The sequence below is a fragment of the Aestuariibius insulae genome, assembly GCF_040783535.2.
Taxonomy (GTDB): domain Bacteria; phylum Pseudomonadota; class Alphaproteobacteria; order Rhodobacterales; family Rhodobacteraceae; genus Aestuariibius; species Aestuariibius insulae.
Genome location: NZ_JBFONW020000004.1, coordinates 219,067 through 233,698 on the forward strand (window position 1 = coordinate 219,067; position 14,632 = coordinate 233,698).

The 14,632-nt window shown below is 61.5% G+C and carries 15 protein-coding genes; 12 read left to right on the forward strand and 3 right to left on the reverse strand.

Annotated elements, in window-relative coordinates:
• Positions 1 to 14 precede the first annotated feature (14 nt).
• Complete coding sequence (locus AAD018_RS12620) at positions 15 to 428, forward strand: VOC family protein (RefSeq protein ID WP_367314441.1); 414 nt, start codon at positions 15 to 17, stop codon at positions 426 to 428.
• Positions 429 to 552: 124 nt separating this feature from the next.
• Here the strand turns inward: AAD018_RS12620 and AAD018_RS12625 are convergent, their stop codons facing one another.
• Positions 553 to 1,539 carry a hypothetical protein gene (locus AAD018_RS12625; protein WP_367314442.1) on the reverse strand — a complete coding sequence of 329 codons (987 nt, stop codon included), beginning with the start codon at positions 1,537 to 1,539 and terminating at the stop codon, positions 553 to 555.
• 413 nt (positions 1,540 to 1,952) lie between these two features.
• Here AAD018_RS12625 and AAD018_RS12630 point away from each other — a divergent pair, with 413 nt between their 5' ends.
• From AAD018_RS12630 to AAD018_RS12675, 10 genes are all read left to right on the forward strand, one after another.
• Positions 1,953 to 3,206 carry a sarcosine oxidase subunit beta family protein gene (locus AAD018_RS12630; protein WP_367314443.1) on the forward strand — a complete coding sequence of 418 codons (1,254 nt, stop codon included), beginning with the start codon at positions 1,953 to 1,955 and terminating at the stop codon, positions 3,204 to 3,206.
• Positions 3,184 to 3,684 (forward strand): hypothetical protein, encoded by a 501-nt coding sequence (locus AAD018_RS12635; protein WP_367314444.1) that lies wholly within the window; start codon positions 3,184 to 3,186, stop codon positions 3,682 to 3,684. The genes AAD018_RS12630 and AAD018_RS12635 overlap by 23 nt, the downstream gene beginning before the upstream one ends.
• Positions 3,685 to 3,756: 72 nt before the next feature.
• Positions 3,757 to 4,263 carry a hypothetical protein gene (locus tag AAD018_RS12640; protein WP_367314445.1) on the forward strand — a complete coding sequence of 169 codons (507 nt, stop codon included), beginning with the start codon at positions 3,757 to 3,759 and terminating at the stop codon, positions 4,261 to 4,263.
• Positions 4,264 to 4,266: 3 nt separating this feature from the next.
• Entirely contained in the window at positions 4,267 to 4,509 is a 243-nt protein-coding gene (locus tag AAD018_RS12645) for a sarcosine oxidase subunit delta (protein WP_367314446.1), read from the forward strand.
• Positions 4,506 to 7,421: a sarcosine oxidase subunit alpha family protein gene (locus tag AAD018_RS12650; protein ID WP_367314447.1), complete on the forward strand. Its 2,916-nt coding sequence runs from the start codon at positions 4,506 to 4,508 to the stop codon at positions 7,419 to 7,421. Before AAD018_RS12645 ends, AAD018_RS12650 begins: the two co-directional genes overlap by 4 nt.
• The gene (locus AAD018_RS12655) at positions 7,414 to 7,959 is read left to right on the forward strand and encodes a sarcosine oxidase subunit gamma (RefSeq protein WP_367314448.1); all 546 of its coding nucleotides are present in this window, start codon (positions 7,414 to 7,416) and stop codon (positions 7,957 to 7,959) included. Before AAD018_RS12650 ends, AAD018_RS12655 begins: the two co-directional genes overlap by 8 nt.
• A 121-nt stretch (positions 7,960 to 8,080) precedes the next feature.
• Positions 8,081 to 10,021, forward strand: a complete 1,941-nt coding sequence (gene dnaG, locus AAD018_RS12660) for a DNA primase (protein WP_367314449.1) — start codon at positions 8,081 to 8,083, stop codon at positions 10,019 to 10,021.
• A gap of 178 nt (positions 10,022 to 10,199) precedes the next feature.
• Complete coding sequence (gene rpoD, locus AAD018_RS12665; protein ID WP_367314450.1) at positions 10,200 to 12,194, forward strand: RNA polymerase sigma factor RpoD; 1,995 nt, start codon at positions 10,200 to 10,202, stop codon at positions 12,192 to 12,194.
• 1 nt (position 12,195) lies between these two features.
• Positions 12,196 to 12,537 carry a hypothetical protein gene (locus AAD018_RS12670; protein WP_367314452.1) on the forward strand — a complete coding sequence of 114 codons (342 nt, stop codon included), beginning with the start codon at positions 12,196 to 12,198 and terminating at the stop codon, positions 12,535 to 12,537.
• Between the two features lie 4 nt (positions 12,538 to 12,541).
• Positions 12,542 to 12,946: a secondary thiamine-phosphate synthase enzyme YjbQ gene (locus tag AAD018_RS12675; RefSeq protein WP_367314453.1), complete on the forward strand. Its 405-nt coding sequence runs from the start codon at positions 12,542 to 12,544 to the stop codon at positions 12,944 to 12,946.
• 43 nt (positions 12,947 to 12,989) lie between these two features.
• Here AAD018_RS12675 and AAD018_RS12680 read toward each other — a convergent pair whose 3' ends face one another.
• Both AAD018_RS12680 and AAD018_RS12685 read right to left on the reverse strand, forming a co-directional pair.
• On the reverse strand, positions 12,990 to 13,193 hold the full coding sequence (locus AAD018_RS12680; RefSeq protein WP_367314454.1) for a dodecin family protein: 204 nt from the start codon (positions 13,191 to 13,193) through the stop codon (positions 12,990 to 12,992).
• Between the two features lie 103 nt (positions 13,194 to 13,296).
• Positions 13,297 to 13,968, reverse strand: a complete 672-nt coding sequence (locus AAD018_RS12685; protein ID WP_367314455.1) for an SDR family oxidoreductase — start codon at positions 13,966 to 13,968, stop codon at positions 13,297 to 13,299.
• Positions 13,969 to 14,142: 174 nt separating this feature from the next.
• Here AAD018_RS12685 and nrdR point away from each other — a divergent pair, with 174 nt between their 5' ends.
• Positions 14,143 to 14,613 carry a transcriptional regulator NrdR gene (nrdR, locus tag AAD018_RS12690; protein ID WP_367314456.1) on the forward strand — a complete coding sequence of 157 codons (471 nt, stop codon included), beginning with the start codon at positions 14,143 to 14,145 and terminating at the stop codon, positions 14,611 to 14,613.
• Positions 14,614 to 14,632 lie beyond the last annotated feature (19 nt).

Here is a 14,632-nt window from a genome sequence, read left to right on the forward strand (position 1 = left end):
TCAAGGAGCCTGCGATGCCGACGCCGTTTCACTTTGCCTTTCATGTGACCGACCTAGACGTGGCGCGGGATTTCTATGGACGTGTCCTGGGATGCGCCGAAGGACGCAGTACGCCTACCTGGGTCGATTTCGATTTTTTCGGTCATCAGATCAGCCTTCATTTAGGCGAGCCTTTTCGTGTCGCCGCGACGGGCAGGGTGGGTGAGGTCGATGTACCGATGCCGCATTTCGGTGTGGTGTTGGATCTGGCGGACTGGCAGGCGCTCGCTGAGCGCCTCAAGGGCGAGACGATGTCCTTCATTTTGGAGCCGCAGGTGCGGTTTCAGGGCGAGGCTGGGGAGCAGTGGACGATGTTCTTTCACGACCCGTCCGGAAATCCGATCGAGGTGAAGGGTTTTCCTGATCTCGAGAGGGTGTTCGAGCATTGAGCGCCTAACGGCGCATTCCTCTTAAGAATGCGGGCGGCGCATAATCTCGCTGGGATCGGATCGTCGGAAGGAGGCAGTTGCAGGAGCCTCCGGCGGGGATATTTAGAAAGGCAAAGAGGGACAACTACCTCATCCAAAGTCCCTCGCGGCGCAATCGGGCGCGGATATCCTGCTCTTTACGAGGCAATGCCGACTGATCGAACAGCGCGCGCGCCTTTTCGCCACGCTCCTGGTAGATCGTCCGCTTGAAGGGATCGTATTCCTTGAGGACTTTCTTCAGGCGATGAGGCATCGCAATATCATGCAATTGCTTGACCACCGCATCACTCTCACGCGCATAGAGAAGCGGCAAAGAGCGCCAGTGGCAACTATGGCTTCCGTCCAACTGCTCGTGCGGCCCTTCGCGTCCACCACCCAGCGCGTGGATCACAAGCGGGAGGGTGATCTGATCAAGCCAGGGTTTGAGCGGCTGGAGCTCAATCTCCTTTGGTGTGTCGTCGCGAACCGATAGCGCCATGCTGAGATAAAGATCGCCGAAGGCGACAGGATCTTCGAAGAAGAACCAGCCGGCATTGAAGTAAAGGTAGCGCCGCCAGAACTCGTCGGGTTGATCGGGGTCCAGTGAGCTTTCGAAATCAAGCTCGAACCGGTCGTAGAGGCTCTTCCAGATCGCCGTATATCCCGGCCAGTAAAGCTCGGGCACGGGCCAAGTGCCTTCGCGTCTGAGCGACGCGGTCGGTTTTGCGAAATCGATATCGAGCGTCATTGGATCCTTTAGGATCAGCGTGTCGGTGTCGAAAAAGATAAACGGCTCGCCTTCGGGCAGAACCGAAAGGCCCTCGATCTTGTTGCCGTAAGGATAGGTTCCGCCAAAATAGCGGGACTCAAACGGGCGGATTTCAGCGCCCAGTTCTTCCAGCAGCTTCCGCGGTTCGGTTTCGATACGAGGATCCTGCTCCCAGAGCGGACCCGGTTGCGGCTCCCCTACGATCAAACGGCCCGGGAATTTTGGGGCTGCTTTCTTTAAGGATGCCGCGAAGAGGATTGCCTCGTATTGCAGACGCCCCTTCTGCGCGATGATCAGGATATTAAAAGGCGATATGTTGCTCATCGGTCTGGTCCGCAAAAGGCTTCTTGTCATTGGTTTAGCGCGCTCTCGTGGCAAGAGCCATCACAGTTCGCGTGATGAGATCAGATCCGCCAATTCGGGAGTATGCGGGTTTTTTCTGCCTTCACTGAGACGTTAGAGAAAGCCTTGGCAATTTCCTGCCCTCATGTCTCGCTCTGTATCGGCAAGAATTTCAAGGATGCATCACGACCGTGATTTGAGCGCCCATCGGCCGGACGCAAAGGTCGATCCTGGGCTGAAGGATATAGTGATGCGTTTGCCGCCGTCTTCTGAGGCATGTCGTTTTGACGATCTGGATAGGACGAAGTCTGATGCAAGAACCGACGTCTCATGTCGCAGGTCGATTGTATTTCCTCGGCGCTGCTGTCTAGGTTTCTTGTGAGAGGGAGATGGTAATGCGCTATAGCGGCTGGAGAGTCATTCGGGAGGGTCTGCGCGGGCAGCGCGGCTGGGGTCCCGTCTGGCGTAATCCCGAGCCGAAGGATGCCTATAACACCGTCATCATCGGCGGCGGAGGACATGGGCTGTCGACCGCCTACTATCTCGCGCGCGAGTATGGGCTGACTAATATCGCGGTGCTCGAGAAGGGCTATCTGGGCGGCGGCAATGTCGGGCGGAATACGACGATCGTGCGGGCCAATTATTTCCTGCCGGGCAATTCGGAGTTCTATTCCCATTCGCTCAAGCTGTGGGAGGGGCTCGAGGGAGAGCTGGACTACAACGTCATGCATTCACAGCGGGGGCTGATCAACCTCTTCCATTCGGACGGGCAGCGCGATGCCTTTGCGCGGCGCGGGAATGCGATGATCAATCAGGGCGACGATGCTGTATTGCTCGACCGAGAGGGGGTGCGGGAGATGCTACCTTACCTCGATTTCGAGCAGGGGCGTTTTCCGATCTATGGCGGGCTTTACCATTCGAGGGGCGGCACGGCGCGGCATGATGCGGTGGCCTGGGGCTATGCGCGGGGTGCCGATGCGCTGGGCGTCGATCTGATCCAGAACTGCGAGGTGACGGGGATCGATGTCGAGGGCGGCCGGGTGACGGGGGTGCAGACCTCGCGCGGGGCGATCCGGGCCGGCAAGGTCGGGATTGTGGTTGCGGGGCGGTCATCGCAGGTGGCGGCGATGGCCGGGATGCGATTGCCGATCGAGAGCCACGTGCTGCAGGCCTTCGTGACCGAGGGGCTGAAGCCGGTGATCGACCACGTAGTCAGCTTCGGGATGGGGCATTTCTATATAAGTCAGTCGGACAAGGGCGGGCTCGTCTTCGGCGGCGATCTGGATTTCTACGCGTCCTATGCGGCGCGGGGGAACCTGCCGATGAAGGAACACGTGATGGAGGCCGGGATGACGCTGATGCCTATGATCGGCAAGGCGCGGGTTCTGCGATCCTGGGGCGGGATCATGGACATGACGCCCGATGGCTCGCCGATTATCGACCGGACGGGGATTGAGGGGCTCTATCTCAATTGCGGCTGGTGCTATGGCGGCTTCAAGGCGGTGCCGGGGTCGGGGAACGTGTTCGCCCACCTGATGGCGACGGGGCAGCCCCACGAGGTCGCCGCGCGGTTCCGGCTGGACCGGTTTCGGGACGGCGTGGGGCTGATGGACGAGGAGGGTACGGGTGCGCAGCATAATCTGCATTAGTGTGGGCCTTTGTGCCGGGTCTGCGGGAGCGCTTCCGGAGCCGGGATGCTACGTTCGCGTCTATGGCGAGCGGCATCTGGCGGAGAACCCGGATCAGGTGGTCGCCGCGATGCGGCTGCGGCTTGGAGATGATATCGGCAGCTCCTCCTTTTCCGGGGCCGAGATCGAGGCGGTCTTTGCCGATCAGGGGCATGCGGTGAAGGACGGGTTCGGCGGGAGAGTTCTGTCGCAATCGCTGCTGTGTTGGGAGCGCAATGGTGCCACGGGCTGCGGTGTGGAATGCGATGGGGGTACGTTCGACATCCTCCGGCAGGAGGACGGGATCCTCGAGATCCGGACGGAGAGTCTGACCATCGGTCGACATGACGATTGCGGCGGCACTTCTATCCTGGCCGAAGCGGAGGGCGATCCGGTCACATATCGTCTGTTTCAGGTCGCGGACGCGGCCTGCGAGGGGTTCTGGTATGACGAACGCTGAGCGGTTTGCGGTGGATGGAAGAGATGGTGGCTGTGCGGTGTATGGATGGATTCTGGAAGTAAAGGAGGGCAGATGCGCAGCATGATCGGTCCGAGCGCGGCGGTTTTCGGGATGATCTGTTCGTTCGCTGCGGCAGAGCAGAGATCTGGTTTGTTTGAGGGCTGCTTTGCCCGTGCGTATGAAAAAGCGGATCTGGAGAGGAGACTAGAGCAAGATGTCGCCGTTCTTGTGGTCGATGTTCTGCCGCTTTCCCAAACAGGCGGATCAGTTCGGGTGATCGCGCGTTTGGGAAATAGCCCTCATCTTTGGCGGGAAGGCCATTCCAACAAGATCGTCCTGGGATCCGCCTATTGCCCCAGCTTTGATCCGCCCGCGACTTGCGTTCAAAGCTGTCCAGATCAGGGAGGCTTTGAGATTGTCGCCCGGACGGATGATCAAATCGATATCTCTGTTTCGACGACGTTCAGCTTGGGGCTTGACGATCAATGCGATCACTTGGCCGACCTGTCTCACGCGGGCGCGGATCCAGCGACTTATCGCCTTTACCGGGTCGATCCGATCGTGTGTCTGAGGAATTAGACGATGCGGCTGACTTGCCCCCTCTGCGGCGAGCGCGACCGGCGAGAGTTCTATTATCAGGGCGCCGCTTTGGAGCGGCCTGAGGCGGACGATCCGGCGGCGTGGGACAGTTACGTGCATCTGCGGGAGAACCCGGCGGGGCGGGTGCGGGATTGGTGGTTTCACGAGGCGGGCTGCGGGGCTTGGCTGATCGTGGAGCGCGATACGGTCACGCATGAGATCTACGGCGTGGAGCTGGCGGAATGAGGCTGGCGGGTGGCGGGCTGATCGACCGGGGGCTCCCGTTGCGGTTCCGGTTCGATGGGCGGGATATCGATGCCTATCAGGGCGATACCGTTGCCTCGGCGCTGATTGCGGCGGGCGTGCGGATGGTCGGGCGGTCTTTCAAATATCACCGGCCGCGCGGGATCGTGACGGCAGGCTCGGAGGAGCCGAACGCTCTGGTGACCGTGGGCGAGGGCGCGGCGCGCGAGCCGAATGTGCGGGCGACGGTGCAGGAGGTCTTTAACGGGCTCGAGGTGCGCTCCCAGAATGCCTGGCCGTCGCTGCGCTGGGACGCGATGAGCGTGAATGACGCGCTGGCTCCGATGCTGGCGGCGGGGTTTTATTACAAGACGTTCATGTGGCCGCGCGCCTTTTGGGAGGGTCTGTACGAGCCGGTGATCCGGCGGGCAGCGGGGCTTGGTGCCTTGTCCGGCGAGGCGGATCCGGGGCGATCCGAGACGGCGTTCGCCTTTTGCGATCTGTTGGTGATCGGCGGCGGTCCGGCGGGGTTGATGGCCGCTCTGACAGCGGCCGAGGCGGGGGCGGATGTGATCCTTGCCGATGAGGATGACCGGATGGGCGGGCGGCTTTTGGCGGTCCGCGAGGAGGTCGATGGCAAGCCGGGGGCGGAGTGGGCCAAGGGCGCCGTCACGCGGCTTGCGGCGATGCCGAATGTGCGGCTTATGACACGCACGACCGTCACGGGGGCCTATGATCAGGGGACCTTTGGCGCGCTCGAACGGGTTCAGCGGCACCGGGCGCAGGGGCTGCGCGATTGCTTTTGGCGGATCGCGGCCAAGCAGGCGGTGCTGTGTGCGGGCGCGTTGGAGCGCGGGATTGCGTTTCCGGACAATGACCGGCCCGGGATCATGATGGCGGGCGCGGTGCAGGCCTATGCCAATCGTTGGGCGGCGCTGCCGGGGCAGCGGGTGGTTCTGTTCGGCAATAACGACAGCCTTTATGACGTCGCCTCGGATCTGGTGGATGCCGGGGCGGATCCGGCGGTTTATGACAGCCGGGCGGAACCGGAGCGGGCGGCGGAGGGGCAGCCCTTTGCCGTTCATGCCGGGGCGCAGGTCGTCGGCACGACGGGGCGGCGCGGCCTCGAGCGGGTGCGGATCGCCACGGTGCGCGGTCTGCGCGAAGTTCGTGCGGATTGCCTTTGCGTGTCGGGCGGGTGGAACCCGGCGGTGCATCTGACCTGCCATATGAATGGGCGGCCCGTCTGGGACGAGGCGATCCAGTCCTTCATTCCGCAAGAGGACGCGATCCCGGGGATGCGCGTTGCGGGCGCGGCAGGCGGCGTCTTTTCGACGGCGGGCTGCCTTGCGAGCGGGTTTGAGGCGGCGAAGGGGGCGCTGGATGCGCTGGCCAAGCGGGTCGTTCCGGTCGCGGTGCCGCGGGCGCGCGATGGGCATTATAGGATCTCTCCGCTTTGGGTGGTGGAGGGGCCGGGGCGGGCCTGGCTTGATCAGCAGAACGACGTGACGGTCAAGGATGTGCGGCTGGCGGCGCAGGAGAATTTCACCTCTGTCGAGCATATGAAGCGCTACACGACGCAAGGGATGGCGCCCGATCAAGGGAAGGGGTCGAACGTGCTGGCGCTGGCGGTGCTGGCCGATGCGACGGGGCGGGGAATCCCCGAGACGGGCACGACGACGTTCCGCCCGCCTTATGTGCCGGTGCCGATTGCCGCGATGGGCGCGGGCGGGCGCGGGCACGGCTTTGCGCCCGAGCGGTTTACGACGTCGCACCGGGCGAGCGTGGCGCGGGGGGCGCCGATGATCGAAGCGGGCCTGTGGTATCGGCCGTCGTATTTTCCCGTCGCGGGCGAGACGACCTGGCGCGAGAGCTGCGACCGGGAGGTGCGGATGGTGCGTGAGGCGGTCGGGATCTGTGACGTCTCCACGCTGGGCAAGATCGATGTGCAGGGGCCGGACGCGGCGGCGTTTCTGGACTTTCTGTATTGTAATTTGATGTCCGAGGTCGGCGCAGGCCGGGTGCGCTATGGTTTGATGCTGCGCGAGGACGGGTTCGTCATGGATGACGGGACCTGCGCCCGTCTGGGCGAGGGGCATTACCTTGTGACGACGACGACCGCCGCCGCGGGGCAGGTGATGCGGTATATGGAGTTTGCCGCGCAGGTGCTGCGGCCCGATCTGAACGTCCGGTTCGCGTCGGTGACGGATCAGTGGGCCCAGTTCGCGGTGGCGGGGCCGCGGTCACGGGAGGTGCTGGAGAGCCTGACTGGGCCAGTCGATCTGCCGTTCATGGCATGCGCACCGGTCGAGATGTGCGGGGTCGCAGGGCGGCTATTTCGGATCTCGTTCTCGGGGGAGCATTCTTATGAAATCGCGGTGCCCTCGCGCTATGGCGATGCGCTGTTCCGGCTTTTGGTTGCGCAGTCCGAAGGGCTCGGCGGCGGCGCCTACGGGATGGAGGCGCTGAACGTTCTGAGGATCGAGAAGGGATTTTTGACCCATGCGGAATTACATGGGCGGACGACGGCTTTTGATTTGGGCCTTGGCCGGATGGTGTCTGACAAGAAGGAGTGTATTGGGAAGGTCATGGCGGCGCGGCCCGGGCTGAACGGGCCGGAGCGGGAGCATTTGGTTGGTTTGCGGCCTTTGGCAGAAGACGGGCGGCTGCTCGCGGGGGCGCATCTGTTTGCCGAAGGGGCTGAGGCGATCCGCGAGAACAGCGCAGGCTATGTGACGAGCGCGGGATATTCGCCAACCTTCGGGCACGATCTAGCGCTCGGTTTTCTGGCGGATGGGCGCGCGCGGCATGGCGAGGTGATCGAGATGGTGGATCATCTGCGCGATGTCCGCACGGTTTGCGAGGTGACCGGTCCGGTCTTCTTCGATCCTGAGGGAGGTCGGATGCGTGGTTAGGCTGGTCGCCTCCGATCCTTTTGGCGAGGCTTTGCCCGTGGATCAGGCGGGTCTACGGATCGAGGTGGGCGATGCTGGTGCGTTGACATGGATTTCCCCGTTCGCGGGTCAGGAGCAGGCTGTGAGTGCTGCTCTTGAGGCGACGCATGGGCTCCGGTTGTCGGAGCCGGGACGGATGCTGGCTTCGGGCGAGGCGCGATGTCTTTGGTTCGCGCGCGGGCAGGCGCTGCTGTGCGGGCCCGCGCTGGCGGCGGATCTGGATGGGCTCGCCGCGGTGGTGGACCAGTCGGACGGCTGGGTCTCTCTCAAAATCTGCGGCGAGCAGCATGTCGATGTGCTTGCGCGGCTCGTGCCGGTAGATCTGCGGGTGTCTGCGTTTCCTTCCGGCGCGGTAGTGCGGTCGCTGGTCAAGCATACGGGCGCCATGCTCGTCCGGACGTCGGAGGAAACGGTGGAGATCTTTGTGATGCGCTCGTTTGCGAAGACGCTCGTTGGTGATCTGCGCGAAGCTTCGGAAGGGCTGGCTTTGCGCGGGTGAGTGCTCAAAAGCCTTTTCTTGCGGCGCTATCTAAATTGAAGGCTCGCGCTGCGATTATGCTCATTTCCGCTGCTAATTCTGTGACTCGACTTGACTCAGGCTGCGGCGGATAATGACAGTCATGAGCTTGCCCCCGGGATTTCTGGATGAGTTGCGCAACCGGCTGAGCCTCGGGCAGGTCGTGGGGCGCAAAGTGGCGTGGGACCAGCGCAAATCCAATCAGGGCAAGGGGGATCTTTGGGCGCCTTGTCCGTTCCATCAGGAGAAGACGGCGTCCTTCCATGTCGATGACCGGAAGGGGTTCTATTACTGCTTCGGATGCCATGCGAAGGGCGATGCGATTTCCTTCGTGCGCGAGACCGAGAATGTCGGGTTCATGGAGGCGGTGAAGATCCTTGCGGGCGAGGCGGGCATGGAGGTGCCGCAGGCCTCGCCTCAGGAGCAGGCGCGGGCCGACCGGCGGACCGAGCTTACGGGCGTGATGGAGGAGGCGGCCCGCTGGTTCCGCCTGCAGCTCAAAACCGGGGGGGCGGCCGAGGCGCGGGCCTATCTGGAGGGGCGCGGTTTCGATGCGGCCAAGCTGGAGCGCTGGGAGATCGGCTTCGCGCCCGAGCAGGGCGGGGCCTTTGCGGCGCTGACCGGCAAGGGGATGGCGGCGCAGGATGTAATCGATGCGGGGATCGCGGCCGAAAGCGACCGGGGCGGCGATCCCTATGACCGGTTCCGGGACCGGATCATCTTTCCGATCCGCGATGCGCGGGGGCGGGCGATTGCCTTTGGCGGGCGCGCGATGGCCAAAGACGCGCGGGCGAAGTATCTCAATTCGCCCGAGACGCTGCTCTTTGACAAGGGGCGGCAGCTTTACAATCACGGTCGCGCGCGCGAGGCGGCGGGCAAGGGGCAGCCGCTTGTTGTCGCCGAAGGCTATATGGATGTGATCGCGCTGAGCGAGGCGGGGTTTACCGGGGCGGTGGCTCCGCTGGGGACGGCGATCACGGAAGATCAGCTGCGGCTTTTGTGGCGGATTGCGCCGGAGCCGATCATCGCTTTGGACGGAGACACGGCCGGGCTGCGAGCGGCGATGCGGCTGATCGATATCGCGCTGCCGCTGCTGGAGGCGGGGCAGTCCCTGCGGTTCGCGCTGATGCCGGAAGGGCAGGATCCCGATGATGTCCTGCGTGAGAAGGGCACAGAGACGATGCAGACGCTTCTCGAGAGCGAGAAAACCGTCCCTATGGTTCGAATGCTCTGGGATAGGGAGCTGAAACAAGCGCCGACAGATACTCCAGAAGCGCGCGCTGGGTTGATGCGTCGCCTACGTTCCAAGATCTCACTAATCAATGATCGTGATGTGAAGTTTTATTACGGTCAGGCTATTAAGCAATTCCGAGATCACGAATTTCGCCCCCAGAACTGGGCACCTGGGGGCGCTTGGTCTAAGAAGCGATCTGGTGCAGCATCTGCTGCAGCAAAGCTAAGTTTCCTTGCCCAGACTCCATCAGAATTACAGATTGAGCTTTTACGAGAGACGGTCATTCTAGCTGTTCTGCTTAAATTCCCCGGCCTGACGGAGACCTTCGAACCGACTTTAGAGGAAATGCAATTCGCTGATGAAGACTATCAGAAAGTTCTTTCTGTTTTGATTGAGCTCTATCTATCTCACAGTGACGAGCAAATCTTGGAGAATATAGGACAGATGGGTCTAAGCCATGTCTCCTCGAGAATTCGGTCGGACCCCTATGTCAGGGTTCTTCCAGCCTTAAAGAAAGACCTCGAGAGCGACATCCCGCAAATGACCGTTGCCGAGCAACTAGCTTTACTTGAAGTAAATCGCGGACACCGACTTGAGATGAGGCAGGCTGAGGACGATATAGCTGACTTCTCAGATGAGAAGGTTACGCGACGAGTAGCTCGATCAGCTGAAGCGATGAGAAACGCTGGTGTCAGAGACGACGATAAAACTGAGTATCAGACCGGGCCCAATGGAGCGCGGATCAAGAAGGATGAAAAGAGCGCGTTCGAGGCGCTGCTAAAGCAGATCGGACCGCAAAACGACCCATAAACAGGCGGTTTGAGAGAGCAACAGCGTGGCAGGAGGTCACAGCTGGGCACTCCTTTCAGGCAGCCGCTTGCGAATCATCTCCGACGTCGATTGATTCGGAGCAACGAATCACCCGATTCGCCCTTGGTGGACAGCGAGGACGCGCTATCTGACGAAGGTGCAGTGACAGGAGCCACGGATGGCCGCCAAAGACAACGACGACCGCAAGTCCGATAATGCTGACGCCGATATCTCGCTCGATATGAGCCAGACCGCCGTCAAGAAGATGATCGCGGAAGCGCGAGAACGTGGTTACATCACTTATGATCAACTGAATCAGGTGCTTCCGCCCGATCAGGTGAATTCCGAACAAATCGAAGATGTGATGTCGATGCTATCCGAAATGGGCATCAACATCATCGAAGAGGAAGAAGCCGAGGACGGCGACGACCAGAAAGGGTCGACCGAGGTCGCGACGACGTCCTCGAATCGTGATGTTGCGGTATCGTCCGCCGAGAGCGAAAAACTGGACCGGACTGACGATCCGGTACGGATGTATCTGCGCGAGATGGGATCGGTCGAGCTGCTGAGCCGCGAGGGCGAGATCGCCATCGCCAAGCGGATTGAGGCTGGGCGGAACACGATGATTCTGGGGCTTTGCGAAAGCCCGCTGACCTTTCAGGCAATCACGATCTGGCGGGACGAACTTCTGTCCGAAGACATTCTGCTGCGCGACGTGATCGACCTTGAGACCACGTTCGGCAATCAGATGGGCGAGGACGACGAAGAGACCGTTGTGAGTGCGCCCGCTGCGACTGCTGCACCTGCCGCGGGTGGGGAAGCCAAGACCGAAGAGCAGGAGCTCGACGCGGACGGCAATCCGATCGCCAAGGACGATGACGACGACGAAGACGAGCAGGCGAACATGTCGCTTGCTGCGATGGAGGCCGCTCTCAAGCCGCAGGTGCTGGAGACGCTGGAGCTGATTGCGCGCGACTTCGCCAAGCTGAGCGACATGCAGGATGCGCGGATCTCGGCGACGCTGAACGAGGACTCATCATTCTCGGCGAAGGAAGAGACGACCTATCAGACGCTACGTTCGGAGATCGTGGAGCTGGTGAATAGCCTGCATCTGCATAACAACCGGATTGAGGCGCTGATCGACCAGCTTTATGGGATCAACCGGCGCATTATGTCGATCGACAGCTCGATGGTGAAGCTGGCCGATCAGGCGCGGATCAACCGGCGTGAATTCGTCGATGCCTATCGCGGGCGCGAGCTGGACCCCAACTGGCTCGGTGAGATGAGCGAGAAGCCCGGTCGCGGCTGGCAGGCTTTGATTGAGCGGTCGACGGAGAAGATCGAAGAGCTGCGCGGGGACATGGCGCAGGTCGGTCAGTATATCGGTCTGGATATCAGCGAGTTCCGCCGCATCGTTCAGCAGGTCCAGAAGGGCGAGAAGGAAGCGCGTCAGGCCAAGAAGGAAATGGTCGAGGCGAACCTGCGGCTGGTGATCTCGATTGCCAAAAAGTACACGAACCGCGGCCTGCAATTCCTTGATCTTATTCAGGAAGGTAATATCGGCCTGATGAAGGCGGTCGACAAGTTCGAGTATCGCCGCGGCTATAAATTCTCGACCTATGCGACGTGGTGGATCCGGCAGGCGATCACCCGGTCGATTGCCGATCAGGCGCGGACGATCCGGATCCCGGTCCATATGATCGAGACGATCAACAAGCTGGTCCGCACGGGCCGCCAGATGCTGCACGAGATCGGCCGCGAGCCGACGCCCGAAGAGCTGGCCGAGAAGCTGCAGATGCCGCTGGAGAAGGTCCGCAAGGTGATGAAGATCGCCAAGGAGCCGATTTCTCTGGAGACGCCGATTGGCGACGAGGAAGACAGCCAGCTTGGCGATTTCATCGAGGACAAGAACGCCGTTCTGCCGCTCGACAGTGCCATTCAAGAAAACTTGAAGGAAACAACGACCAGAGTTCTGGCATCCTTGACCCCCAGAGAAGAGAGGGTTTTGCGGATGCGCTTTGGAATTGGAATGAACACGGACCACACACTGGAGGAAGTCGGCCAGCAGTTTTCAGTGACGCGCGAGCGGATCCGGCAGATCGAGGCGAAGGCGCTTCGCAAGCTCAAGCATCCGTCACGGTCGCGTAAGCTGCGATCTTTCCTGGATCAGTGAGATGCGGATCTTTCTGACAGGTTTGTGGCTGATCGTCGGAACAGCCTCCGCATTCGGGTATACGTCGACCGAGGGTCGCGAATACGGGCTGAACTGCAATCGGAATGGATATGTGCTGACGCCGAACCAGCCGGTTATTCCGTCGGGGACGCTCTATCTGGGGCGCAGTTGCGATGCGTTCTCGGATGTTCTGGGCGAGGGCGAATGGGTGCGCGGCCGGGCCGGGTTCCGGATCGATTTCGAGGATCGCGCAATCAGCTTTCCGCAGCAGGCGTTGTCCTGCCCGCAGCCCCGATCCTATGACACGTCCTGCCAACTGACCCGCGACGGGTTCAGCCAGTAATCCGGTGCAACGCACGCTAAGTGTCGAAACGCGCGGGCCGGGGCTTTACGACGTCACGCGGCAGGTAGCGGATCTTGTCCAGGGCGAGGGGGTGCTGACGCTTCTCGTGCGGCACACCTCCTGTTCGCTGCTCATTCAGGAGAATGCGGATCCCGAGGTACAGACGGATCTGGCCGCGTTTTTCGCGCGGTTGGTGCCGCCGACCACGGATCCGTCGATGGCCTATCTGACCCATACCTATGAGGGGCCCGACGATATGCCCGCGCATATTAAGGCGGCGCTTTTGCCGGTCAGTTTGCAGATCCCGGTAATCGGGGGCCGGATGCAGCTGGGGACCTGGCAGGGGATTTACCTGTTCGAGCATCGCGACGCGCCCAAGCGGCGGGAGATCGTCGCGATGCTGCGATAGGGTCAGGTTGGAGCGGTAGGCAGGGTGAACCCCGCCCTACGGCTTAATCCTCGAGAACGAAGGTCACCATCAAGTTGACCTGATAATGGTCGATCTTTCCGTCTGTCACGCGCACCGTCTGTTCCTTGACCCAGGCGCTGGCGACGTTGCGTAGCGTCTTGTTCGCGCGGTCAACGCCGATCTTAACGGCATCCTCGAAGCTAACGGTCGATGTGGCGGAGATCTCTGTGACGCGGGCAACACTCATGGTTCGATCCTTCTTTTGAAAGAGCCGGGGCACCGCTAAGGGTCCGCAGCCCGTTGGTTGGACCTAGGGTATAGCATGGCGCGTAAAGACTGTGGGGTCTTTGTCAGTCGTTCGGCATCAGGAAGATTTCGCGCACGCAATTGCGCGGATTGGCGGTGATAGCGTGCAAGACGGCATCCGCGACATCTCGGGGCTTGAGCTTGTCCGGGCGCGGTTCGTCGAAGAAGGGGGTGTCGACCATACCCGGCGCGATGACGGTGCAGCGCCCGCCCCACTCGCGCATCTCCTCGGCGAGATTGCCTGCATAGCCGTGGACGAACCATTTCGTGGCGCCGTAGATCGAGCCTTTGATATGCATCCGGCCTGCGGCGGAGCCGGTGAAAATCAGGTGGCCCTTGGTCTTTTTCAGATGCGGAATGGCGGCGCGGGCGGTCCAGAGGATTGCCATGATGTTGATGTCGATCATGCCCTGCCATTCCTGCGGATCGCCGGTTTCGGTGCCCGGTGTGCTGACACCGGTGCCCGCATTGGCATAGGCCGCGTCGATCCCGCCGAAGCGTTCGGCGGTGAGGGTCATGGCGGCCTCTTGTGCTTCGAGTTTGGTGGCGTCGCCGGGGATGGCGAGGGCCCGGTCGCCGATATCGGAGGCGAGCGCCTCGAGCTTGTCCGCGCTGCGGGCCATCAGCGCGACGTTCCAGCCTGCGCTGGCGGCGGCGCGGGCAGTTGCCTCGCCGATGCCGGAGGAGGCGCCGGTGATGAAGAGGGTCTTGGACATGGGAGAGCTCCGATATGTCGTGGGATTCAGCAGGTCAGGTAGGGCGGTGTTGCCGTCAGGCCAACGCAAGGTTTTGGGGGTGGAATTGGCATCTACCCAAATTGTGGCGGGCCTCCTATAGTCATGTGGATAAGTGGGGCCGAGACCCCTAGGGCAAGATCGAGGTATCTTTTCATGCGCTGTCCCTTTTGCGGAAATGTCGACACTCAGGTGAAGGATTCTCGCCCTGCCGAAGATCATGTGGCGATCCGCAGACGCCGGTTTTGCCCGGCCTGCGGTGGCCGGTTCACGACCTATGAGCGAGTGCAGCTGCGCGATCTGGTGGTGATCAAGTCGAACGGGAAACGCGAGGATTTCGACCGCGACAAGCTGGAGCGGTCTATCCGAATTGCGCTTCAGAAGCGGCCCCTCGATCCCGAGCGGATCGATCAGATGATTTCCGGTCTTGTGCGGCGGCTTGAGAGCATGGGCGAGACGGATATCGATTCCAAGGTGATCGGAGAGATCGTTATGGAAGCGCTGCAACGGATCGACACGGTTGCCTATGTGCGATTTGCCAGCGTTTACAAGAACTTCCAGGCGGCTGACGATTTCGATAAATTCGTTGCCGAGCTGCGTCCCGAGGATCCGGCAGACGAGACGTGACGCAGGCGGGCGACCGCCG

Excerpts from the sequence above, each read along its gene's own strand:
- AAD018_RS12685 (WP_367314455.1), bottom strand. The coding sequence starts at position 13,968 with ATGTCCAAGACCCTCTTCATCACCGGCGCCTCCTCCGGCATCGGCGAG.
- AAD018_RS12680 (WP_367314454.1), bottom strand. The coding sequence starts at position 13,193 with ATGAGTGTTGCCCGCGTCACAGAGATCTCCGCCACATCGACCGTTAGC.
- AAD018_RS12645 (WP_367314446.1), top strand. The coding sequence starts at position 4,267 with ATGCGGCTGACTTGCCCCCTCTGCGGCGAGCGCGACCGGCGAGAGTTC.
- AAD018_RS12650 (WP_367314447.1), top strand. The coding sequence starts at position 4,506 with ATGAGGCTGGCGGGTGGCGGGCTGATCGACCGGGGGCTCCCGTTGCGG.
- AAD018_RS12670 (WP_367314452.1), top strand. The coding sequence starts at position 12,196 with ATGCGGATCTTTCTGACAGGTTTGTGGCTGATCGTCGGAACAGCCTCC.
- dnaG (WP_367314449.1), top strand. The coding sequence starts at position 8,081 with ATGAGCTTGCCCCCGGGATTTCTGGATGAGTTGCGCAACCGGCTGAGC.
- AAD018_RS12620 (WP_367314441.1), top strand. The coding sequence starts at position 15 with ATGCCGACGCCGTTTCACTTTGCCTTTCATGTGACCGACCTAGACGTG.
- AAD018_RS12625 (WP_367314442.1), bottom strand. The coding sequence starts at position 1,539 with ATGAGCAACATATCGCCTTTTAATATCCTGATCATCGCGCAGAAGGGG.
- nrdR (WP_367314456.1), top strand. The coding sequence starts at position 14,143 with ATGCGCTGTCCCTTTTGCGGAAATGTCGACACTCAGGTGAAGGATTCT.
- rpoD (WP_367314450.1), top strand. The coding sequence starts at position 10,200 with ATGGCCGCCAAAGACAACGACGACCGCAAGTCCGATAATGCTGACGCC.
- AAD018_RS12630 (WP_367314443.1), top strand. The coding sequence starts at position 1,953 with ATGCGCTATAGCGGCTGGAGAGTCATTCGGGAGGGTCTGCGCGGGCAG.
- AAD018_RS12640 (WP_367314445.1), top strand. The coding sequence starts at position 3,757 with ATGCGCAGCATGATCGGTCCGAGCGCGGCGGTTTTCGGGATGATCTGT.